At 72.3% G+C, this 21,000-nt stretch carries 19 protein-coding genes, 1 tRNA gene and 2 pseudogenes; 12 read left to right on the forward strand and 10 right to left on the reverse strand.

The genetic code is table 11. The features are described 5' to 3' along the window. Nucleotides 1-207 precede the first annotated feature (207 nt). Nucleotides 208-2,050 (forward strand): annotated as a pseudogene (locus KKZ08_RS25500) (sel1 repeat family protein). A gap of 316 nt (nucleotides 2,051-2,366) precedes the next feature. After that, nucleotides 2,367-2,440: transfer RNA gene (locus tag KKZ08_RS25505), tRNA-Met, on the forward strand. A 53-nt stretch (nucleotides 2,441-2,493) separates the two neighbouring features. Here the strand turns inward: KKZ08_RS25505 and KKZ08_RS25510 are convergent. The 4 genes from KKZ08_RS25510 to KKZ08_RS25525 form a co-directional block, all read right to left on the reverse strand. Next, entirely contained in the window at nucleotides 2,494-3,627 is a 1,134-nt protein-coding gene (locus tag KKZ08_RS25510; protein ID WP_223776656.1) for an ABC transporter substrate-binding protein, read from the reverse strand. 80 nt (nucleotides 3,628-3,707) lie between these two features. Then, nucleotides 3,708-4,637, reverse strand: coding sequence for an ABC transporter permease (locus KKZ08_RS25515; protein WP_223776657.1), 930 nt, complete (start codon nucleotides 4,635-4,637; stop codon nucleotides 3,708-3,710). Further along, nucleotides 4,634-5,410: an ABC transporter ATP-binding protein gene (locus KKZ08_RS25520; protein ID WP_223779185.1), complete on the reverse strand. Its 777-nt coding sequence runs from the start codon at nucleotides 5,408-5,410 to the stop codon at nucleotides 4,634-4,636. Before KKZ08_RS25520 ends, KKZ08_RS25515 begins: the two co-directional genes overlap by 4 nt. Before the next feature lie 174 nt (nucleotides 5,411-5,584). Continuing rightward, nucleotides 5,585-6,001, reverse strand: a complete 417-nt coding sequence (locus KKZ08_RS25525) for a Fur family transcriptional regulator (protein ID WP_223776658.1) — start codon at nucleotides 5,999-6,001, stop codon at nucleotides 5,585-5,587. Nucleotides 6,002-6,094: 93 nt separating this feature from the next. Here KKZ08_RS25525 and KKZ08_RS25530 point away from each other — a divergent pair, with 93 nt between their 5' ends. Then, complete coding sequence (locus tag KKZ08_RS25530) at nucleotides 6,095-7,600, forward strand: catalase (protein WP_276573905.1); 1,506 nt, start codon at nucleotides 6,095-6,097, stop codon at nucleotides 7,598-7,600. A 76-nt stretch (nucleotides 7,601-7,676) separates the two neighbouring features. On the opposite strand, the gene KKZ08_RS25535 is transcribed toward KKZ08_RS25530, so the two are convergent. Both KKZ08_RS25535 and hisN read right to left on the reverse strand, forming a co-directional pair. Continuing rightward, nucleotides 7,677-8,081, reverse strand: a complete 405-nt coding sequence (locus KKZ08_RS25535) for a CBS domain-containing protein (RefSeq protein ID WP_223776660.1) — start codon at nucleotides 8,079-8,081, stop codon at nucleotides 7,677-7,679. A gap of 163 nt (nucleotides 8,082-8,244) precedes the next feature. Beyond that, a complete protein-coding gene (gene hisN / locus KKZ08_RS25540) occupies nucleotides 8,245-9,045 on the reverse strand; it encodes a histidinol-phosphatase (protein ID WP_223776661.1) in 801 nt (266 codons plus the stop codon). A 144-nt stretch (nucleotides 9,046-9,189) separates the two neighbouring features. Between hisN and KKZ08_RS25545 the strand changes: the two genes are divergently transcribed. After that, nucleotides 9,190-9,795, forward strand: coding sequence for a TetR/AcrR family transcriptional regulator (locus tag KKZ08_RS25545; RefSeq protein ID WP_223776662.1), 606 nt, complete (start codon nucleotides 9,190-9,192; stop codon nucleotides 9,793-9,795). Nucleotides 9,796-9,815: 20 nt separating this feature from the next. Here KKZ08_RS25545 and KKZ08_RS25550 read toward each other — a convergent pair whose 3' ends face one another. From KKZ08_RS25550 to KKZ08_RS25565, 4 genes are all read right to left on the reverse strand, one after another. Next, entirely contained in the window at nucleotides 9,816-10,139 is a 324-nt protein-coding gene (locus KKZ08_RS25550) for a multidrug efflux SMR transporter (protein WP_127911081.1), read from the reverse strand. A gap of 132 nt (nucleotides 10,140-10,271) precedes the next feature. Next, the gene (rsgA, locus tag KKZ08_RS25555; protein ID WP_223776663.1) at nucleotides 10,272-11,282 is read right to left on the reverse strand and encodes a ribosome small subunit-dependent GTPase A; all 1,011 of its coding nucleotides are present in this window, start codon (nucleotides 11,280-11,282) and stop codon (nucleotides 10,272-10,274) included. Nucleotides 11,283-11,298: 16 nt separating this feature from the next. Then, entirely contained in the window at nucleotides 11,299-12,639 is a 1,341-nt protein-coding gene (gene aroA, locus KKZ08_RS25560; protein ID WP_223776664.1) for a 3-phosphoshikimate 1-carboxyvinyltransferase, read from the reverse strand. 32 nt (nucleotides 12,640-12,671) lie between these two features. Continuing rightward, on the reverse strand, nucleotides 12,672-13,394 hold the full coding sequence (locus KKZ08_RS25565) for a M50 family metallopeptidase (protein ID WP_223776665.1): 723 nt from the start codon (nucleotides 13,392-13,394) through the stop codon (nucleotides 12,672-12,674). A gap of 49 nt (nucleotides 13,395-13,443) precedes the next feature. Here KKZ08_RS25565 and KKZ08_RS25570 point away from each other — a divergent pair, with 49 nt between their 5' ends. The 8 genes and pseudogenes from KKZ08_RS25570 (at nucleotide 13,444) to def (ending at nucleotide 20,850) form a co-directional block, all read left to right on the forward strand. Next, nucleotides 13,444-14,259 carry an SOS response-associated peptidase gene (locus tag KKZ08_RS25570; protein ID WP_223776666.1) on the forward strand — a complete coding sequence of 272 codons (816 nt, stop codon included), beginning with the start codon at nucleotides 13,444-13,446 and terminating at the stop codon, nucleotides 14,257-14,259. 19 nt (nucleotides 14,260-14,278) lie between these two features. Beyond that, nucleotides 14,279-14,935: an alpha/beta family hydrolase gene (locus tag KKZ08_RS25575; RefSeq protein ID WP_223776667.1), complete on the forward strand. Its 657-nt coding sequence runs from the start codon at nucleotides 14,279-14,281 to the stop codon at nucleotides 14,933-14,935. A 232-nt stretch (nucleotides 14,936-15,167) separates the two neighbouring features. Beyond that, nucleotides 15,168-15,842 carry an RNA polymerase sigma factor SigR gene (sigR, locus tag KKZ08_RS25580; RefSeq protein ID WP_030780923.1) on the forward strand — a complete coding sequence of 225 codons (675 nt, stop codon included), beginning with the start codon at nucleotides 15,168-15,170 and terminating at the stop codon, nucleotides 15,840-15,842. Further along, nucleotides 15,839-16,159: a mycothiol system anti-sigma-R factor gene (gene rsrA, locus KKZ08_RS25585; protein WP_223776668.1), complete on the forward strand. Its 321-nt coding sequence runs from the start codon at nucleotides 15,839-15,841 to the stop codon at nucleotides 16,157-16,159. The genes sigR and rsrA overlap by 4 nt, the downstream gene beginning before the upstream one ends. A 193-nt stretch (nucleotides 16,160-16,352) precedes the next feature. Continuing rightward, nucleotides 16,353-17,613: pseudogene (locus KKZ08_RS25590) on the forward strand (HD-GYP domain-containing protein); the annotation flags it as partial. A 132-nt stretch (nucleotides 17,614-17,745) separates the two neighbouring features. After that, entirely contained in the window at nucleotides 17,746-18,990 is a 1,245-nt protein-coding gene (locus KKZ08_RS25595) for an HD domain-containing protein (RefSeq protein WP_223779186.1), read from the forward strand. Nucleotides 18,991-19,138: 148 nt separating this feature from the next. After that, nucleotides 19,139-20,119, forward strand: a complete 981-nt coding sequence (locus KKZ08_RS25600) for a hypothetical protein (protein ID WP_205035344.1) — start codon at nucleotides 19,139-19,141, stop codon at nucleotides 20,117-20,119. A gap of 80 nt (nucleotides 20,120-20,199) precedes the next feature. Then, nucleotides 20,200-20,850 (forward strand): peptide deformylase, encoded by a 651-nt coding sequence (gene def, locus KKZ08_RS25605; RefSeq protein ID WP_223776669.1) that lies wholly within the window; start codon nucleotides 20,200-20,202, stop codon nucleotides 20,848-20,850. The last annotated feature ends 150 nt before the right edge of the window (nucleotides 20,851-21,000 follow it).

Here is a 21,000-nt window from a genome sequence, read left to right on the forward strand (position 1 = left end):
TTATGGATCCGGGCCTTCGTCGTGTGCCGTGGGCCGATGCCGTCTTGTGCGGGTGTCCTATGCCAAGTCATGTGAACGGCGCGGTGACGGGGGAGAGTTGGGGGATCTGTGTTTCACTTATCTCTCTGTGGGCATGTCGACAAAACGCTGAAGTGACCTCACTGGCTGCGGTATATCAGGTATACCCAGGTTGCAGGTGGTGCGACGATGGACGTTATGGGGGACAAGGCAACTCTGTTGGATACAGGGCGGTTTGTGCAGGCGGTCGACCGGGAGGAAGATCCCGGGACGGCCGCCGAAGAGATGCGCCATCGGCTGGCCGCCGAGGCCGGGGATGTCGACGCGATGAGCGTCCTGGGAAGCCTTCTGCTGCGCCGCGGTGACCTCGACGGAGCCGAATCCCTGCTGCGCGCGGCGACCGCCGAGGGTGACCGCGCCGCCGCCAACAACCTCGGCGTCCTCCTTCACCAGCGCGGATACGCGGACGAGGCGGCCGGCTGGTGGCGGGTCGCCGCCGTCGCCGGTTCCGCCGCGGCCGCGCACGCGCTCGGCCGCTACCACCGCGAGCGCGGCGACGAGCCCGCCGCCGAGTACTGGCTGCGCCAGTCCGCCGAGCAGGGCCACACCCTCGGGGCGTACGCGCTCGCCGACCTCCTGGAGCACCGCGGTGACGTCGGCGCCGAGCGCTGGATGCGGGTCGCCGCCGAGCGCGGCCACCGCGAGGCCGCGTACCGCCTGGCCCGTGCGCTCGACCGCAGGGCCGCCGCGGAGCGCGGTGAGCCCGCGGAGTGCGGCGAGCCCTGCCGGTCCGCCGTGCCGCGCGCGCCGCGGGGAGGACGTGCGCACCCCGCGAGGCCGAGCAGTGGTACCGCCAGGCCGCCGCGCGCGGGCACCGGCGGGCCGCGCTGCACCTCGGCGCGATCCTGGAGCACCGCGGCGAGCTGAAGGAGGCCGGGCGCTGGTACCTCAACTCCGCCAAGGACGGTGAGCCCCGGGCGGCCTGCGCCCTCGGGTTCCTGCTGCGGGACGCGGGGGACGAGGAGAGCGCCGCCGTGTGGTGGCTCAAGGCCGCGCAGGACGGCGACGGCAACGCCGCGAACGCGCTGGGCGCGCTGCACGCCGAGCGCGGGGAGACGCAGACCGCCGAGCGGTGGTACCGCGCCGCCATGGACGCGGGCGATGTGAACGGCGCGTACAACCTCGGGCTGCTCTGCGCCGAGCAGGGCCGCACCGCGCAGGCCGACCAGTGGTACCGCCGCGCCGCGTACGCCGGGCACCGCGAGGCCGCCAACGCGCTCGCCGTGCTGCTGCTCCAGGGCGGGGACGCGGCCGGGGCCGAGCCGTGGTTCTCCAAGGCCGCGGAGGCGGGCAGCGTCGACGCGGCGTTCAACCTCGGCATCCTGTACGCGAGCAGGGGCGACGAGGCCTCCGCCCTGCGCTGGTACGAGCGCGCGGCGGCCGACGGGCACACCGACGCGGCCCTCCAGGTCGGCACCGCGCGACTGCGCGAGGGCGACGAGCAGGAGGCCGAGCGGCATCTGCGGTGCGCGGCCGGGGGCGGCAGCGCGGAAGCGGCGTACCGGCTCGGGACGCTGCTGGACGCGCGGCGCCCGCGGCGGCGCCGCCCGCCCTCGGCGAGCCCGCGGCGGAGAAGACCGAGTGCGAGGAGTGGTACGAGCGGGCGGCCGAGCAGGGCCACCGCCGGGCCCAGGTCCGCGTGGGCATGCTGGCCGCCGGGCGGGGCGACGTCGTCGAGGCCGCGCGGTGGTACCGCAAGGCCGCCGAGGCCGGCAGCCGCAACGGCGCGTTCAACCTCGGGCTGCTGCTCGCCCGCGAGGGGAGCGAGCCCGAGGCCGCGCTCTGGTGGACGCGGGCCGCCGACGCGGGACACGGCAGGGCGGCCCTGCGGCTCGCCCTCCTCTACGCCCGGCGCGGGCAGCTGGCGCAGGGCCAGCGGTGGGCGTCGCGAGCGGTCGACCTCGGACCCGCGGAGGTCTCCGAGCGGGCGGGACGCCTGCGCGAGGCGCTGCGGCAGGAGCTTTCCGCGTAGTTGCCCCGTCGGCGTTGCGGAGTCTCTGGGCAGGGGGCCTGTGGCGGAAGGGTTGCGGCGGGAGTTTTCCGCCTGGCTGCCCCGTCGGCGTTGCGGAATCTCCGGCCTAGGGGCCTGTGGCGGAAGGGCTGCGGCATTCCGCGTAGCTGCCCCGCGAGAGCCCCGGAACCTCCGGCCCGTGGGCCTGTCGCTGAACGGCTGTAGCAGGGTTTTCCGCCTAGCTGCCCCGCCGGTGACGCGGAACCTCCGGCCCGCGGGCCCGTCGCGGAACGGATTTGCGCTGGTCGTGGCCCTGACGTACTGTTGGGTTCACCGACGCGGGGTGGAGCAGCTCGGTAGCTCGCTGGGCTCATAACCCAGAGGTCGCAGGTTCAAATCCTGTCCCCGCTACTGAAACCGAAGGCCCGGAGTCCGAATGGACTCCGGGCCTTCGGCATGCGCCCTCACTGATGGCCGACCGCCTCCTCGTACAGCTCGCGGTCGACCACCTGCTCCTCCGGGACCTTGTCGCCCTCGGAGACGCCCTCCGCGCGGTAGGCGTCCTGGAGGCGGTCCGTCGTGCCCGCGCGGATCTCCCAGTCCATGCGCAGGGACGGCGTGGCGAGCAGGACATCCTCGTCCGTCTTGAGCAGCTCGGCCAGCTCCCCGGCGAAGGCCTTGTCGGCCTTGTAGTCGCCGGCGAAGTACGTGTTCACCGTCCTGATGTACGCGCGCAGCAGGGCGACGCCCGCGTCCGGGTCCTTCTTGAGGAGGTTCGGCCCGAAGAGGAGGCCGCCCAGCGGTTCGCCCTGGGGCTGGCCGCCGAGGAACGCGTACCGCTTGTCGCCGTCGACCTTGCGCCACACCGGGTCGAGCAGCCAGGCCGAGTCGGTGCCGCCCTGCCGGAGGGCGGTGAGGACGTCCGCCGAGCCCAGTTGCTGGAACCGGATCTCGTCCAGGCCGCCGCCGTGCTTCTTCAGGGCCTTGTTCATGGGGTACGCGATGACGGACCCCTTGCCGATCATCGTGCCCATCTTGCGGCCCGCCATCGGGACGTGGGCGGCGCTCTCGCCCTTTTTGAGCTTCACCCACAGCCCGCTCTTGGAACGGGGGTCGGGGGAGAAGTTGCCGGCCGTCCACTTGATGTCGAAGCCGCTGGTGATGCCGTTCATCACGGCGGCCTCGGGGGCCGCCCACTGGGCGTCGAGGTCGCCCTTGGCGAGGAGGGGGAGCGCGTCGGGCGTGGGCAGGACCTTCAGCTCGACGTCCAGGCCCTCCTTCTCGAACTCGCCCTTGTCCACCGCCATCTGGAGCGGCGCGACGTACTCGGCGCTCAGCGTGCCGGTCGCGATCGTGAGGCGGCGCTCCTCGGGCAGCGGCTTGGGCGCGGGTGTGCCCGGGGCGCAGCGTGCGGGCTCGCGGTCGGGCGCCAGGTCGGCGGGGTCGGTCCAGCTGCCCTTGCCGCAGCCGGAGACCGGGGTGACGGTGCGGGGCTTCGCAGGGGCGGACGCTCCCGTGTCGTCCTCCTTCGCGCAGGCCGACGCGGCGAGCAGGGCGCCGGTGAGGAGCAGCGTGAGCGCGGTGGTGCGAGGGCGCATGGTGCCTCCGGTACTCGTCCCGGGCGCAGATCCCCATGGACATACGGACGTACAGACGTACCGACGTACGGACGTCGTTGTCATGACTGGCTCCGGCCCCGGTCGCGCGGGGCCCAGGGCGTGAGCAACCGGCCCACGACGCGCACCAGCTCGGAGAAGACCACGCCGAGCACGGCGACACAGACGATGCCGACGAACATCACGTCGTTCTGGAAGAGCGCGCGGGAGTCGAAGATGAGGTGGCCGAGGCCGTCGGCCGCCGCGATCTGCTCCGAGGCGACGATCACCAGGACCGCGACCCCGGCGGCGATCCGGGCGCCGACCAGCACCGCGGGGAGCGACGCGGGCAGCAGGACGTGGCGGAACATCTGCCACGGCGAGGCGCCGAAGACGCGGCCCGCGTCACGGTGCCCGGACGGCACGGCGAGGACCGCCGCCATCGTCGAGATCCAGACGAAGAAGAAGACGGTGGTCGCCACCAGGGCGATCTGCGGCCCCTCGCCGAGGCCGAACATGTTCAGGAAGACGGGCAGGAGCGCGAGCTTCGGTACGACGTACAAAGCGTCCAGCGTCGGTTCGAGGGCGGCGCGCACCAGGGAGAGGGAGCCCATCAGCAGGCCGAGCGCATAGCCCGCGACCGTGCCGACGGCGTACCCGGCGAGTACGCGCTTGAGTGTCGCCCACACGTCCGGCCACAGGTCGCCGTCCGCCGCGCGCCGCCAGCCGTCCTCGATGATCGTCTGGGGCGCGGGGTAGACGCGGTCGTCGATCCAGCCGCTGACGGCCGCGAGCTGCCAGAGCAGGACCAGGGCGAGCGGTACGCCGACGGCGAGCGCGAGTTCGAGGGCGCGTCGTCTGCGGTGGGTGCGCACGGGGCGCAGTTCGTGCGGGCCCGGCCTTCTGACCAGTACGCCTTCCTCGTCCCGCTCGTCCCGCTCGTCGCGCCCTTCCCGCTCTTCCCGCTCGACTCGTGAGGTCTTGCCGGTGCGGTCGCCGGTGAGGCGGCTCATGCCGCCGCCTCCGTGCCGACCTCGTCCCGCAGCAGTTGCCACAACTCGCTCTTCAGCGCGGTGAACTCGCCGGTCGCGCGGACCTCGCCGGTTCGGGGACGGGGGAACGGCGGGCGGCGCTCGGCGATGACGCGGCCGGGCCGGGCCGACATCACCAGGACGCGGTCGCCGAGGACGATCGCCTCTTCGAGGCTGTGCGTGATGAAGAGGGTGGTCGTGCGGGTGGCCTGGGTGAGGGCGAGGAGCTCGTCCTGGAGGATCGTGCGCAGCTGGGCGTCGAGCGCCGCGAACGGCTCGTCCATCAGCAGGATCTCGGGCTCCACGGCCAGGGCGCGGGCGATGGCGACGCGTTGGCGCATGCCGCCGGAGAGGGCGGCCGGGTAGGCGTCCGCGAAGTCGGCGAGGCCCATGCGGCTCAGCCAGTGCGTGGCTCTGGCGTCGGCCTCTTCGTGGGGGACGCGTTGGATGTCCAGGCCGAATCTGACGTTGGCCTGGACGGTCTTCCAGTCGTAGATGCCGTAGTCCTGGAAGATCATCGCCGCCGGGTGCTGTGCCTTGGTGCGGATGGTCAGCTTGCCGCCGCTGGGGCGCAGGATGCCGGCGGCGATGCGCAGGAGGGTCGATTTGCCGCAGCCGGAGGGGCCCACCACGCAGGTGAACTCGCCGGGGGCGATCTTCAGGTCCACGGGTCCGAGCGCGTGCACCGCCTTGGCGGCGCGGCCGAAGGTCCTGGTCAGTGCGTGTGCTTCCAGTTTGGGGTGCGGGTCTCCCACGGGGCTCAACGGGGCCTCCTCGCGGAGTGCGGGCGGATGGTCCGGGCGCCGCCGACCATATGACGCACCGTCAGTTTCCGGAAGGTCCCGGCCGGGATCGGCCACCGTGGAGCCGCACGCCGAAGGGCCCGGCGCCTTTCGGTGCCGGGCCCTTCGGGGGCGTACGCAAAAGCGCTAGGCCGCCGCGCAGCTAGGGCAGACGCCGCGGTAGGTGACCTCGACGCCCTCGACCGTGAAGCCGAAGCGCTCGGAGTCGGGGAGGCTGGTCAGGGGGTTGCCCGTGGGGTGCACGTCACGGATCGCGCCGCAGCGGGCGCAGACCAGGTGGTGGTGGGGGCGGTGGGCGTTCGGGTCGTACCGCTTCGCGCGGCGGTCCGTCGAGACTTCGAGGATCTCGCCGAGGCTCACCAGCTCGCCCAGGGTGTTGTAGACGGTCGCCCGGGAGATCTCGGGCAGCTTGTCCGCGGCGCGGGCGTGCACCTCGTCCGCCGTGAGGTGGACGTGGTCCCCGTTGAGGACCTCGGCCACGACGCGCCGCTGTGCGGTCATGCGCCAGCCGCGTCCGCGCAGTCGTTCCAACAGGTCACTCATGAAAACCAGCCTAACAGGCAGGGGAGCCAGTCCCGAACGGGTGTGACTTTGGATGATTGCTTGACTTAGACAGTGTCCATTGTAGGATCAGGTATGGCATTGGCCAAGGGACAGGACCCGCAGGTTTTGAATACGCAGGAGGCGCACGTGACGCAGGGACCGCTCACCACGGAGGCCGGCGCGCCGGTAGCCGACAACCAGAACAGTGAGACCGCGGGCGTCGGCGGGCCGGTCCTGGTGCAGGATCAGCTGCTGCTGGAGAAGCTCGCCCACTTCAACCGCGAGCGGATCCCGGAGCGCGTCGTGCACGCACGCGGCGCGGGGGCCTACGGCACCTTCACGCTCACCCGTGACGTCTCGCAGTGGACGCGGGCGAACTTCCTCTCCGAGGTCGGCAAGCAGACCGAGACGTTCCTGCGGTTCTCCACCGTGGCGGGCAACCTCGGCGCGGCCGACGCGGTGCGCGACCCGCGCGGCTGGGCGCTGAAGTTCTACACCGAAGAGGGCAACTACGACCTCGTCGGCAACAACACCCCGGTCTTCTTCATCCGGGACGCCATCAAGTTCCCCGACTTCATCCACACCCAGAAGCGGGACCCCTACACGGGCTCGCAGGAGGCGGACAACGTCTGGGACTTCTGGGGGCTCAGCCCGGAGAGCACCCATCAGGTGACCTGGCTCTTCGGTGACCGCGGCATCCCCGCGTCGTACCGCCACATGGACGGCTTCGGCTCGCACACCTACCAGTGGAACAACGAGGCCGGCGAGGTCTTCTGGGTCAAGTACCACTTCAAGACCGACCAGGGCATCAAGAACCTCACCCAGGCCGAGGCCAACAAGCTCGCCGGTGAGGACCCCGACTCCCACCAGCGCGACCTGCGCGAGGCCATCGAGCGGGGCGAGTACCCGACCTGGACCGTGGGCGTGCAGGTCATGCCGGCGGCCGAGGCGGCGACGTACCGCTTCAACCCGTTCGACCTCACCAAGGTGTGGCCGCACGCGGACTACCCGGTCATCGAGATCGGCAAGCTGGAGCTCAACCGCAACCCGGAGAACGTCTTCGCGGAGGTCGAGCAGGCCATCTTCAGTCCCGCCCACTTCGTGCCGGGCATCGGTCCCTCCCCGGACAAGATGCTCCAGGGCCGCCTCTTCGCGTACGGCGACGCCCACCGCTACCGCGTCGGCATCAACGCCGACCACCTGCCGGTGAACCGCCCGCACGCCACCGAGGCGCGCACCCACTCCCGCGACGGCTTCCTGTACGACGGCCGCCACAAGGGCGCGAAGAACTACGAGCCGAACAGCTTCGGCGGCCCGTTCCAGACGGACCGGCCGCTGTGGCAGTCCGTCCCCGTCACGGGCGGCACCGGCAACCACGAGACGCCGCGGCACGCCGAGGACAACGACTTCGTGCAGGCGGGCAACCTCTACCGCCTGATGTCCGAGGACGAGAAGAACCGCCTGATCGAGAACCTGTCGGGCTTCATCGCCAAGGTCTCGCGCGATGAGATCGCCGAGCGCGCGATCAACAACTTCCGCCAGGCGGACGGTGACTTCGGCAAGCGGCTGGAGGCCGCGGTCCAGGCCCTGCGCGGCTGACCAGTGCCTCTTGCCGAAGAGTGACGGCGGGCCGGATTCCCCCGGGGGTCCGGCCCGCCGCCGTTTCCCGGCCCCCTCAGACCGCCAGCTCCTGTGCCGCCGCACGCCGGACCGGTGCCCAGCAGCGGATGATGTCGCGGACCGAGACGATGCCCGTGGGCTCGCCCCCGTCCATCACGATCAGGTGCCGGAAGCCGCCGTGCGCCATGGCGTCCGCCGCGTCCTCCAGGGTCCACGCCGGGGTGGCGAAGACGACGTCGGTCGTGGTGTGGGTGCCTGCGATCTCGGTGTCCGGACTCTGGCCGCGGCCCAGGGAGTTGAGGACGTCGCGCTCGGTCAGGATCCCGAGCCCGCAGGTGTCGGGGTCGAGGACGACGGCGGCGCCGATGCGGCGCTCGGACATCAGCCTGGCCGCCTGGCGCAGGGTATGGGTGGGGCCGATGGTCAGGACCACCGTGCTCATGGCGTCGCGGACGAGCATGGGCGTGAGCCACCTCCTTGGTGAAACGGTGACCTCCCGGTGGGCGAAGGATTGCCTCCGCCACCGACTTGGAGAACTATTTCACAAGTTCACAAGTGGGGGGACTCTCAATGTCGCAGCCGCAGCGGCGGCCAACAAGGGGGCGTGCGCGGTCGGTTCGGGATCAGTAACGCTGGTTGAGGTAGCCGAGCAGCTCGTCGTGGAGCAGGCCGTTCGACGCCGCCGCGTTCCCGCTGTGCGGGCCGGGCCTGCCGTCGAGGCCGGTGAAGCTGCCGCCCGCCTCCGTGACCACGATCGCGGGCGCCGCCATGTCCCAGAGCGAGAGCTCGGGCTCCGCGCAGATGTCGACCGCGCCCTCGGCCACCATCATGTACGGCCAGAAGTCGCCGTAGCCACGGGTGCGCCAGACCGCGCGGGTCAGGTCCATGAAGCCGTCCAGGCGGCCCTGCTCCTCCCAGCCCGAGAGCGAGGAGTACGCCAGCGACGCGTCCGCGAGCCGGGAGACCTTCGACACATGCAGCCGGGTCGCCGAGGTCAGGCTGCGCCCCGTGTAGGCACCGCCGCCCTTCGCCGCCCACCAGCGGCGGCCGAGCGCGGGCGCGGAGACGACGCCGACCACCGGCTGGTAGCCCCCCTCGACCGCCTCCATCAGAGAGATGAGCGTGGCCCAGACCGGAACACCGCGTACGTAGTTCTTGGTGCCGTCGATCGGGTCGATCACCCAGCGGCGCGGCCCCGTGCCCTCGACGCCGTACTCCTCGCCGAGGATCGCGTCCCGCGGCCGCGCGCGCTGGAGCTGGGAGCGGATCAGCTCCTCGGCCGCCTTGTCGGCCTCGCTCACCGGCGTCATGTCCGGCTTGGTCTCGACCTTGAGGTCGAGGGCCTTGAACCGGTCCATGGTCTGGGCGTCGGCGGCGTCCGCGAGGACATGGGCGAGACGCAGATCATCGTGGTAGTCGGGCATGGGTGAACAGTATCGATCTCGATCCACCCGAGCCACAGCGCCATATCGCACTGGGGTGCGCGGGCTCACGCCGGAGCTATTGACAGTGCCTCCGAGCGCGTCAACTCTGGCAACCGAAAGCCGCATCGGCCCGGGGAGGCGACGATGCCCGCAGCACGGGAATCCTTACTGGACGCGGCCTACACGGCGCTCGCCCGGCGCCCCTGGCCGGGTGTGCGCATGGTCGACGTCGCGGCCGTCGCCGGGGTGTCCCGGCAGACCCTCTACAACGAGTTCGGCAGCAAGGAAGGCCTCGCCCGCGCCCTGTTGCGCCGCGAGACCGACGGCTATCTGCACGGAGTCGAACGCGCGCTCGCCGAGGAGCGCGAACCGGCCGAGCGGCTGGCCGCCGTGGCCGCCTGGACGGTGGGCGCGGCGCGCGGCAACGCCCTCGTACGGGCCGCGCTCACCGGCTGCTGGAGCGAGCGGCTGCCCACGCCGAGCAGGGCCCCCGGGGCCCCGTCGTCGGTGCCCGCGCAGCGCCGCGCGGACGCCGGGGTGCCCTCGTCGGCGGAGCTGCTCGGGATGGTGCGGGACCGGGCGGTGGCCGCGCTCGGCGGCCGGGGCCGGGGGCGGGACCCGGAGCTGGCCCTCGCCTGCGAGAGCGCCGTCCGCCTCGCCCTGTCGTACGTCGTCGCGCCCGCCCGGGACGACGACGACCCCGCGGAGCTGGTCCGGGGGGCCATAGGGCGCTGGGTGGCGGGCAGATAGGCGCGCGGCGGCGGTGGTGCTCAGTGCGCGGAGCCGGACAGCTGGAGCCCCACCACGCCGATGATCACGAACGAGATCGAGACGATCTTGAGCGTGGAGACCAGGTCACCGAGGAAGATCATGCCGTAGATCGCGGTGCCCGCCGCGCCGATCCCGGTCCAGACCGCGTACGCGGGCCCGACGTCCAGCTTCTTCAGCGCCAGGGTGAGCAGACCGAAGCTGCCGAGCGCGAAACAGGCGAACGCGATCGTCGGCCAGAGCCGGGTGAAGCCGTGCGAGAGCTTCAGACAGACCGCGAAGCCGGTTTCAAGAATCCCCGCCACGATGACCAGCAGCCACGCCATGTGTCCCTGCCTCCCGCACTCGTCCACGTTCCGCGACCGCTTCGCCCCGCTCACTCCGGCTTGGTGCGATTATGCATTTACCTGCGTCGCGGGGGGCGCAAACAACGGGGAGGTCACGCGAGCAAGGGGCGGTCAGTCGTCCTCGCGCCGCTCGCGCGTGGCCAGCAGCCGGCGCAGGGAGTACAGGCGCTGCGGGTCCGCGTGCCCGTCGGCGACCCAGGCGTCCAGCGCGCAGTCCTTCTCGTCGTGACTGCAGCCGCGCGGGCAGTCCGCCGTCCCCGGCTCCAGGTCGGGGAAGGCGAGGATGACGCGCGAAGGATCGACGTGGTTGAGGCCGAACGACCGCACGCCCGGAGTGTCGATCACCCAGCCGCCCACATCCGCCAGCGGCAGCGCCAGCGCGGAGGTGGTGGTGTGCCTGCCGCGCCCCGTGACCGCGTTGACGTGCCCCGTGGTGCGGCGCCGCTCCTCGGGGACCAGCGCGTTCACCAGCGTCGTCTTGCCCACCCCGGAGTGCCCGACGAAGGCGGTGACCTTGCCGTCGAGCAGCTCGTGCACCCGCGCCAGCTCCGCGCCGTCGGTGAACTCCTCGCGGCTGGTGACCACGTAGGGGATGTCGAGGGTGGCGTACGTCTCCAGGAGCTTGTCGGCCGACGCCAGGTCCGACTTGGTCAGCACGAGGATCGGTTCCAGGCCGCCGTCGTACGCCGCCACGACGCACCGGTCGATCAGCCGCGGGCGCGGCTCCGGGTCGGCGAGGGCGGTGACGATGGCGAGCTGGTCGGCGTTGGCGACGACCACCCGCTCGTAGGGGTCGTCGTCGTCGGCGGTGCGCCGCAGGACGGAGGTGCGCTCGCCGATCCGCACGATGCGGGCGAGGGTGTCCTTCTTGCCGGACAGGTCCCCGACCACCGCGACCCTGTCGCCCACCACGGCGGCCTTGCGGCCCAGTTCACGGGCCTTCATGGCCATCACGATCCGGTCGTCGACCAGGACGGTCAGCCGCCCGCGGTCGACGGTGAGGACCATGCCCTCGGCGGCGTCCTCGTGCTTGGGCCTGATGTGGGTACGGGGGCGGTTGCCCTTGCGGTTGGGGCGGACGCGGATGTCGTCCTCGTCGGGGTTCTTGCCGTAGCGGCGCATGTTCTCGTTCCGCCCGTCAGTTCCCGAGCATCCCGGTCCAGAGTTCGGGGAAGTCCGGGAGGGTCTTCGCCGTCGTCGCGACGTTCTCGATCTGTACGCCGGCCACCGCGAGGCCGATGATCGCGCCCGCGGTCGCCATGCGGTGGTCGTCGTAGGTGTGGAAGACACCGCCGTGCAGCGGGCGCGGGCGGATGTGCAGGCCGTCGGCGGTCTCGGTGACGTCGCCGCCGAGTTCGTTGATCTCCTTGGTGAGCGCGGCAAGGCGGTCCGTCTCGTGCAGCCGCAGGTGCGCGACGCCGCGCAGCGTCGAGGGGGAGTCGGCGAGGGCCGCGACCGCCGCGATGCCGGGGGTCAGCTCGCCGACCTCGCTCAGGTCCACGTCGAGGCCGTGGATCGAGCCGGAGCCGGTGAAGACCAGGCCCTGCTCGGTCAGCTCGCAGGAGCCGCCCATCTGCGTGAAGATCTCGCGGAGCGCGTCGCCGGGCTGCGTGGTGTACGCGGGCCAGTCGGGGATGGTGACCGTGCCGCCGGTGACCAGGGCCGCGGCGAGGAACGGCTGGGCGTTGGAGAGGTCGGGCTCGACGGTCAGGTCACGGCCGAGCAGCGCGCCGGGGGTGACCCGCCAGACGTTGGGCTCACCGCCCGCCTCGGGGGTGTCCACCTGCGCCCCGGCCGAGCGCAGCATGTCGACCGTCATCCGGATGTGCGGCATGGAGGGCAGCGGGCCGCCCACGTGCCGGACCTCCACGCCCTGGTTGAAGCGCGGGCCCGACAGCAGCAAAGCGCTCACGAACTGGGAGGAGGACGAGGCGTCGATCTCGACCGGTCCGCCGTCCAGGGCCCCGGCGCCGTGCACGGTGAGCGGCAGCGCCCCCGGGCTGCCGAGCGTCGTGTCGTCGATGCGGGCGCCGAGCACGCGCAGGGCGTCGATCACACCGGTCAGGGGGCGCTCATACGAACGGGGATCGCCGTCGAAGCGGATCGGGCCGTCGGCGAGGGCGGCGACCGGGGGCAGGAAGCGCATGACCGTGCCGGCGTTGCCGACGTCGACTGTGGCCGGGCCGTGCAGACCCGAGGGGATCACGCGCCAGGCCTCGCCGGTGCCGCCAGCGACGGAGGAGCTGGACGACACCGTCTCCTCGATGCCGACGCCCATCGCGCGCAGGGCGCCCGCCATCAGCAGCGTGTCGCGGGAGCGCAGCGGGCGGCGCAGCCAGCCCGGCTCGGCGGCGAGGGAGGCGAGGACGAGCGCGCGGTTGGTGACCGACTTCGAACCGGGGACGTGGACCGTCGCGGTGACGGCTCCGCTTGCGTGCGGGGCGGGCCAGAGGGCGGTGTGCGCCGGGGTTTCGGTCATGCCCTCACTTTAGTGGCTGCCGCGGACCCCGCTCAGACGGCGAGGAGCCAGCGTGCCCCGCCCATCAGGGAGCAGAGCGACACGGCGTGGAAGAGGAAGAGCCACAGCCCGGCGGGGACGTGGGTGAGCCGCGAGAGCTGGTCGGCGTCCGAGTCGCCCGCGCCCCCGTGCCGGCGCTTGGCCTGGAGCTCGAAGGCGGGGCGAACACCGCCCAGGAGCAGGAACCACACCACCGCGTACGCGAAAGCCGCCTGCACGTCGGTCTCCGCCAGCCAGGACACCAGGAGGAAGGTGCCCCCGGTCAGCAGGACCGTCAGGGCGCCGTACGCGTTGCGGATCATGACCAGCATCGCGACGAGCAGCGCGGTGGCGATCCACAGCAGGGCCGTGATGCGCCCCGAGGAGAGCAGGGCCGCGCCGCCGAGGCCGAGCAGCGGGGGCGCGGTGTAGCCGGCCGCCGCGGTCAGGATCATGCCGGGCCCGGTGGGCCTGCCGCGTGAGACGGTCAGGCCCGAGGTGTCGGAGTGCAGGCGTATGCCGTCGAGGCGGCGCCCGGTGAGCAGCGCGACCAGGCCGTGGCCGCCCTCGTGGGCGATGGTGATGGCGTTGCGGGCCAGGCGCCACACGCCGTGCGGGACGACGACGGCGAGCGCGACGACGCCGGCCGCGATCACCAGCCACTGCTCGGGCGCGGGCTGCGTGCCGAAGACGCGGTCCCAGAGATCGGCCGGACTGGCGGTGGCGGTGCTTTCCATTGTCGGGACTGGCTCCTCTGGGGGACGGGGTCGTGGCAGTCTGGCACGTATGTGCGGACGGTATGCATCCAGTCGTGGACCCGGGGACCTCGCGGAGGTCTTCGGGATCGAGAAGTGGGAGCCGGAAGAGGCCCTCGCCCCGGATTTCAACGTGGCGCCCACCAAAGAGGTCCACGCGATCCTCGACCGTCCCCTGAAAGACGCCGAGGACCCGGTTCCGGTTCGCCAGCTGCGCACCCTCAAGTGGGGCCTCGTGCCGTCCTGGTCCAAGACGCCCGAGGGCGGCGCCCGGATGATCAACGCCCGTGCCGAGACCGTGCACGAGAAGCCCTCCTACCGCCGCGCCTTCGCCTCGCGCCGCTGTGTCCTGCCCGCCGACGGCTATTACGAGTGGGTGACCGCGCCCGAGGAACGGCAGCTGGAGGTCGAGGGCAAGAAGAAGCGGCCCCGCAAGCAGCCGTACTTCGTGACGCCGGCCGACGGCTCCGTCTTCGCCATGGCGGGCCTCTACGAGTTCTGGCGGGACAAGACCCTGCCCGACGAGCACCCCCTCGCCTGGTGGGTGACCTGCACGGTGATCACCACCGAGGCCGAGACCGCCCCGCTCGCCGTCGCACCCGCCGAGGGACCGCGCGCGCTCGCCGACATCCACCCCCGGATGCCGCTGATGCTCACCCCCGACCGCTGGGACGCCTGGCTCGACCCGTCCCGCACGGACGTCGAGGACCTGCGCGCACTCCTGGAGCCGCCCCCGGCCGGGCTGATGCGGGCGTACCCCGTGTCGACGGCCGTCAGCAACGTACGCAACAACGGCCCGGAGCTGCTCAAGGAGCTGGACGGCCCCGAAGAGGGCACACTCTTCTGACGTGACGTATGAAACGGGCGTGACGCACGAGACACACACGCCGCAGACCGAGACAGTGGAGACCGACGCCGGTACGGCGCGCATCACCTGGCACCCCGCGAAGAGGAAGGCGCGCCACCTGCTGGCCGTCAGCCATGGCGCGGGCGGCGGCATCGAGGCCCCTGACCTCCAGGCCCTCGCCGCCACGCTGCCCGCGCACGGCGTGAGCGTCGCCCTCGTCGAGCAACCCTGGCGGGTCGCGGGCAAGAAGCTGGCGCCCGCGCCGAAGACACTGGACGTCGGCTGGCGGGGCATCTGGCCCGCGCTGGAGAAGAAGGGGCTCCCGGTGATCTCCGGAGGCCGCAGCGCGGGCGCGCGCGTGGCCTGCCGCACGGCGACCGAGCTGGGCGCGGCAGCCGTCCTCGCACTCTCCTTCCCCCTGCACCCGCCGGGCAGGCCCGAGAAGTCCCGCGCCGACGAGCTGCTCGGCGCCGGGGTGCCGACCCTCGTCGTACAGGGCGGCAACGACCCCTTCGGAAGGCCCGCCGAGTTCCCCGAGGGGACGTACGAACTGGTCGAAGTGCCCTTCGGCGATCACGGTTTCAAGGTGCCGAAGAAGGCGGAACTGTCCCAGGACGAGGCCATGACGGTCATCACGGACGGCGTCACACGGTGGGCGGGAATGTTGGGCGCGTGACCCCTGTTGTCGCGAACAGACGGTGCACACCGTCGCAGACGTGTTCGTACGAGAGGGAGTCCGCCGCATGGGTTCGACCATCTGCCCGAACCGCTCCAGCGCCTCTGACCTGGAGTGGACGGTCTTGAGCGCACCCAAAACCGCGACTATTCGGGCGGCGCGCGGAGTGGATCGTCGTCTATCCTCCGATTCGAGTGGGGCTGCATTCGGCCTCGCCACGTCGTTGGAGGAGGTGGGTCCGGTCACTGGGACCGACGCAGGGACCGAGCACGGCCAGGCGGAGCGCCCGGAAGAGGGTTCTGAGACGGCCGCGGAGCGCACGGCCCGCTTCGAGCGGGACGCGCTGACGTTCCTCGACCAGATGTACTCGGCGGCGCTGCGCATGACGCGCAACCCGGCGGACGCGGAGGACCTGGTCCAGGAGACCTACGCGAAGGCGTACGCGTCGTTCCACCAGTTCCGCGAGGGCACCAACCTCAAGGCGTGGCTGTACCGGATCCTCACGAACACGTTCATCAACTCCTACCGCAAGAAGCAGCGCGAGCCCCAGCGCAGTGCCGCCGAGGAGATCGAGGACTGGCAGCTCGCGCGCGCCGAGTCGCACATGTCCACCGGTCTGCGCTCCGCCGAGTCGCAGGCGCTGGACCACCTGCCCGACTCGGACGTGAAGCAGGCGCTCCAGGCGATCCCCGAGGAATTCCGCATCGCCGTCTATCTGGCCGATGTCGAGGGCTTTGCCTACAAGGAGATCGCGGACATTATGGGGACACCCATCGGTACGGTGATGTCCCGGCTGCACCGGGGCCGCCGCCAACTGCGCGGCATGCTGGAGGACTACGCCCGTGAGCGCGGGCTCGTCCCGGCGGGTGCCGGGGAGTCGAACGGAACGAAAGGCTCGGGCTCATGAGCTGCGGAGAGCCGCACGAGACTGACTGCAGTGAAGTCCTGGACCACCTCTATGAGTTCCTGGACCACGAGATGCCGGACAGCGACTGCACCAAGTTCGAGACGCACTTCGAGGAGTGCTCGCCGTGCCTGGAGAAGTACGGCCTGGAACAGGCCGTGAAGAAGCTGGTGAAGCGCTGCTGCGGTCAGGACGACGTGCCCACCGACCTGCGGGCCAAGGTCATGGGACGCATCGACCTCATCCGCTCCGGGCAGTCGGTGCCCGACCAGGACGTCACGCAGGACGCCGCGCCGGGTGTGACGCCCTCGGAGGCGTGAACCCCCTGGTGGTGCCCGGCAGTTGAGAGCGGGAGCAGGTCGCGCATGATGGCGGCCTGCTCTTCTTTCTGGCCCCGTTCCTCCCTCCTGTCACTCGAATGTGCTAATTCGCCGCCGTCGGGTACTGACCGCCGAGCCGCCGCCCTAGTCTCCGGACCTGGGTCTTGCGAGCTGGAACGGGGAGGAGAACTCCATGCGGTCGGTGCCGGCGCGGGCCCGCCTTTACATCCTCTGCGTCGCTCTGGGCGGCGCCGCCTGTGCCGCGCCCGCGCTGAGCTCACGCACCCCCTGGCCGGCCGTCGCGCTCCTCGCGGTGCTCTGCGCCGGGTGCGAGCGGGCCGCCCTGCCCCACGGCCGCACGCGCGGCCTCGGCACCTTCTTCCCGTGCTGCTCGCCGGGGTCTTCCTGCTGCCGCCCGCGGCCGCCGCCCTCGTCGCCGTGCCGGGCGCGCTGCTCGCCCGCGTCGACCGGCGCCCCGCCGGGTACGCCGCCTCTGGCGCGCCGCCCAGCTCGCCGTGGCCTCCTGGACGGCGGCGCGGGTGTACGGGGCGCTCGGCGGGCCCGCCGCCGGTGCCGGCCCCGACTTCCCTTACGTCCTCGGGCCCGCGGGAGCCGCCGTGGTGGCCTTCTGCGCCGTGCTCACCGTGCTGGACGGAGGGGTCCTCGCGATGGCCGAGCGGGTTCCCCTGCGGAGCGCGTGGCGGGGGCTCTTCGCGCGCTCGCTCGCACCCGTGGCGGTGCACGGCCTGGCCGGGCTGATGATGGCGATCCTGTGGACCAGCCCCTACGGACCCCCGGCCGCGCTGCTCGTGCTGCTGCCGATGGGCGTCTCCTGCTGGGTCTTCGCGCAGTACCACCGCGAGCGCGCCGCCCACCAGGCCACCATCCGGGCGCTCGTCCAGGCCGTCGACCTCAAGGACAAGTACACCCGCGGCCACAGCGAGCGGGTCGGGCGCGCCTCGGTGATGATCGCGCGCGAGCTGGGCATGGACGACGAGCGCGTCGAGGTCCTGCGGTTCGCGGGCATCCTGCACGACGTCGGCAAACTCGGCGTCCCCACCCGCCTGCTGCGGAAGGACGGCCCCCTGACCCAGGAGGAGCGGCGCGTCATCGAGCTCCACCCCGAGTACGGACACGAGATGGTGCGCGGCATCGGGTTCCTCGGCGAGGCACGGGCGGCGATCCTCCACCACCACGAGCGGATCGACGGCAGTGGTTACCCCTACGGGCTCGCCGGACGGCAGATCCCCGAGTGCGCCCGGGTGGTGGCCGTCGCCGACGCCTTCGACGCGATGACGTCCACGCGGTCCTACCGGCGGGCCCGGCCGGTGCCCGCCGCCCTGGAGGAGCTGGCCCGGTGCGCGGGGGCGCAGTTCGACCCCGCCATGGTCGCCGCGCTGACACGCGCCCTGGACCGGGACGGATGGCACCCCGAGGTCACCTCGGACGTCCCGCGCCGAGGCCCGGAGCACGGCGCCGACCAGGGCGGAAACGTACCGCCTGCGCGCGCGGCCGCACCTGCGGCGCGCGGGCTACCGCCCGGTGACCGCCCCGGCGGCGCGCACCCGCCCAGCCGTGCGGAACGCCTGCCCACCACGGCGGCCCACGGCCTGGCCGGCCTGCTCGCCCTCGCCTCTCTGGGCTGGACCCTGTGGCACGGCGTCGCGGAAGGGCGGGTCGCCCTCGCCTTCGGGGTGCTCATCGGACTCGGGGAACTGGCCCGGTGGGGCAGCGGCGGCGACCGGGAGCCCGCGCCGCTCGGGGCCGCCGGAGCCCTGGCCTACGCGCTGCTCGGGCAGAACGCGGGCCAGGCCACGCACCACGGGGTGCTCCAGGTGATCGCCGTGGTCGTCGCGGCCGCCCTCGTGGGAGCCGTGCCACACGTGGCGCTCGGCCGGGGGCCCACCCTCGACCACATGGCGCGGCGCGTGCTGACCGTCGCGTTCGCCGCCGCCTGCTTCCAGCCCCTCTACAACGCGGGCAGGCTGGAGGAGTGGGTCGGCCACGGCCCCTGGTTCGCGCTCGTCATCGTCGCCGTGCTCGTCCTCACCGCGCTCTGCGACGCCGTCCTCGCCGCCGCGATGGCGCACGCCCGCACCCGCTGGCCGTTCGGGCCGCTGCTCCGCGACGAACTGCGGGCCATGCTCGGCATCGGTTCGGCCGTCTGCGCCACGGGGGCCGTGATGGCGCTCGCCGTGGCCGTGGCGGGGCTCTGGGCGCTGCCCGTCTTCAGCCTTCCGCTGCTGCTCACCCAGCTCTCCTTCCGGCGCTACGCGGCGGTGCGGGCCACCTACCGCCAGACCATCGCGTCGCTGGCCAGGGCCACGGAGATCGCCGGCTACACCCCGCAGGGCCACGCCCACCGCGTCGCCGGGCTCAGCCGGGCCGTCGGGCGCGACCTCGGGCTGACGGGGCCGGACCTGACCGTCCTGGAGTACGCGGCGCTGATGCACGACATCGGCCAGCTCTCCCTCGTCGATCCCGTGCCCGAGGGCGCCACGGCCGCCCTGCCCGAGGCGCAGCAGCGCCGGATAGCCCTGCTCGGCGGTGCCGTCGTACGGCAGACGGGAGTGGACTCCGCGGTCGCCGTGGTCGTGGAGTGTCAGGCCGACCCCTACCGCGATCAGCCGCTCACCGCGCGAATTGTGCGCACCGCGAACGCGTACGACGAGATGGCGCGGGGAGAAGGACCCTCGGGGGCGCTCGGCGGCCCGCTCAACGCCTTGGAGAGGCTGCGGCTGGCCACCGGCCACGACTATCAGCCGGAGGTCGTGGAGTCCCTGGCGAGGGTGGTGTCGAGGGGCGGCCTTAGCTCACCCCCGGCTGGGTAACCCATGGGTAATGAGCGGCCGTCCGACCGTACGTGGTTGGATGCGAAGAAGAGGAAGAAGAGGGTGCGCGGGGGCGTTCGACCCGACGCCGCGCCCTCGCGGACGGGACTTCCGACAAATCGTGACAGGCGGGAATCAGGCGGGAATCGTGAGGATCTTCGGCAAGGGACGGCACCGGCCCTCCGCCTCATGGCGGCAGGCGACCGACCGCGCCTTCACGCTGATCGGCGACGGTCGGTACGAGGACGCGGGAGCGCTGCTCACACGCGCGGCGGACCTCGAACCGTGGCTGTCCGAGTCCTGGTTCAACCTCGCGCTGCTGCACAAGTTCCGGCACGACTGGGAGCAGGCGCGGGCCGCGGGGCTGCGCGCCGTCGCACTCCTGGACCGCTCCGCGGGTGCCCCGGACTGGTGGAACGTCGGCATCGCGGCGACCGCGCTCCAGGACTGGCCGCTGGCCCGCCGCGCCTGGCAGGCGTACGGCCTGCGGGTGCCCGGCGGGGTGGCCGCGTCCGGCGAGCCCTCGGGCATGGAGCTCGGCAGCGCGGCCGTGCGGCTCTCCCCGGAGGGCGAGGCCGAGGTGGTGTGGGGCCGCAGGCTGGACCCCGCGCGCATCGAGGTGCTGTCCATCCCGCTGCCCTCCTCCGGGCGGCGCTGGGGCGAGGTCGTGCTGCACGACGGCGTCCCGCACGGCGAGCGGACGACGGCGGCAGGACACTCGTACCCCGTCTTCGACGAGATCGAGCTCTGGGCGCCCTCACCCGTGCCGACCTGGGTGGTCCTCCTGGAGGCGGCCACCGAGGACGACCGGGACGCCCTGGAGCAGCTCGCGGCCGACGCGGGCTTCGCCGCCGAGGACTGGTCGTCCTCCGTACGGCTGCTGTGCCGCATGTGCTCGGAGTCCCGGATGCCGAGCGACGAGGGCGACGGCGAGCACCTGGACCCGCACGACCACAGCGAGCCGGGCCACCCGGGGCCGCTCGGCCACCGCAGCCCCGGCGCGGTCTGGGTACCGGAGCGGGAGTGCGGCATCGCGGCGCCCGCCGCCCTGGTGCGCGGCCTCCTGGACAGCTGGGTGGCGGACAGCCCCGACTCGCGCGACTGGCGGGATCTCGAAGAGGTCTGCTGACCCGAAGAGGCGGGCCGGGACTTCGCCGTAGGCTGTACCGGCACAACTCTTGAGGGTTTCACGGAAGGCTTACGGCGGACATGGCGCAGGACACTGAGCAGCAGGCCTCGGGCGGGGTGCTCCCCGTCGACGACGAGGGCTTCGTCATCGACACGGAGGACTGCGAGGAGCGCGAGACGGCCTACCGCGAGCGCGGCACGTCGCGGCCGATCACGGTCGTCGGCAATCCGGTCCTGCACAAGGAGTGCAAAGACGTCACGGCCTTCGACGACGACCTCGCCAGGCTGATCGACGACATGTTCGCGACCCAGCGCGTCGCGCAGGGCGTGGGCGTGGCAGCCAACCAGGTCGGCGTCGACCTGAAGGTCTTCGTCTACGACTGCATGGACGACGAGGGCGTGCGCCACGTCGGTGTGGTCTGCAACCCGGTCCTGACCGAGCTGCCCGCCGAGCGGCGCCGCCTCGACGACTCGGGCGAGGGCTGCCTCTCCGTGCCCACCGCCTACGCCCCGCTGGCCCGCCCGGACTACGCCGAGGTCACCGGCCAGGACGAGAAGGGCAACCCCATCAAGGTGCGCGGCACCGGCTACTTCGCCCGCTGCCTCCAGCACGAGACGGACCACCTGTACGGCTACCTGTACATCGACCGCCTCTCCAAGAGGGAGCGCAAGGACGCGCTGCGCCAGATGGCAGAGGGCACGCCGCGCTACCCCGTGGTACCCAATGACTGACGTGCGCGACGCCTGAGCGGCGCGGGAGCCACGTGACACGAGCGGCCCCTGGTCGGGAACCCCCCTGACCAGGGGCCGTTGGCATGAGCCGCTCTCCAGTGCGAGCAGAACCGGCTGTCGAAGATCCATAATCAGTCACGTACGGGGAGG

It is taken from the genome of Streptomyces sp. 135, from assembly GCF_020026305.1.
Taxonomy (GTDB): Bacteria; Actinomycetota; Actinomycetes; order Streptomycetales; family Streptomycetaceae; genus Streptomyces.

Excerpts from the sequence above, each read along its gene's own strand:
- KKZ08_RS25510 (WP_223776656.1), bottom strand. The coding sequence starts at position 3,627 with ATGCGCCCTCGCACCACCGCGCTCACGCTGCTCCTCACCGGCGCCCTG.
- KKZ08_RS25515 (WP_223776657.1), bottom strand. The coding sequence starts at position 4,637 with ATGAGCCGCCTCACCGGCGACCGCACCGGCAAGACCTCACGAGTCGAG.
- KKZ08_RS25525 (WP_223776658.1), bottom strand. The coding sequence starts at position 6,001 with ATGAGTGACCTGTTGGAACGACTGCGCGGACGCGGCTGGCGCATGACC.
- KKZ08_RS25530 (WP_276573905.1), top strand. The coding sequence starts at position 6,095 with ATGGCATTGGCCAAGGGACAGGACCCGCAGGTTTTGAATACGCAGGAG.
- KKZ08_RS25535 (WP_223776660.1), bottom strand. The coding sequence starts at position 8,081 with ATGCTCGTCCGCGACGCCATGAGCACGGTGGTCCTGACCATCGGCCCC.
- hisN (WP_223776661.1), bottom strand. The coding sequence starts at position 9,045 with ATGCCCGACTACCACGATGATCTGCGTCTCGCCCATGTCCTCGCGGAC.
- KKZ08_RS25545 (WP_223776662.1), top strand. The coding sequence starts at position 9,190 with ATGCCCGCAGCACGGGAATCCTTACTGGACGCGGCCTACACGGCGCTC.
- KKZ08_RS25550 (WP_127911081.1), bottom strand. The coding sequence starts at position 10,139 with ATGGCGTGGCTGCTGGTCATCGTGGCGGGGATTCTTGAAACCGGCTTC.
- rsgA (WP_223776663.1), bottom strand. The coding sequence starts at position 11,282 with ATGCGCCGCTACGGCAAGAACCCCGACGAGGACGACATCCGCGTCCGC.
- aroA (WP_223776664.1), bottom strand. The coding sequence starts at position 12,639 with ATGACCGAAACCCCGGCGCACACCGCCCTCTGGCCCGCCCCGCACGCA.
- KKZ08_RS25565 (WP_223776665.1), bottom strand. The coding sequence starts at position 13,394 with ATGGAAAGCACCGCCACCGCCAGTCCGGCCGATCTCTGGGACCGCGTC.
- KKZ08_RS25570 (WP_223776666.1), top strand. The coding sequence starts at position 13,444 with ATGTGCGGACGGTATGCATCCAGTCGTGGACCCGGGGACCTCGCGGAG.
- rsrA (WP_223776668.1), top strand. The coding sequence starts at position 15,839 with ATGAGCTGCGGAGAGCCGCACGAGACTGACTGCAGTGAAGTCCTGGAC.
- def (WP_223776669.1), top strand. The coding sequence starts at position 20,200 with ATGGCGCAGGACACTGAGCAGCAGGCCTCGGGCGGGGTGCTCCCCGTC.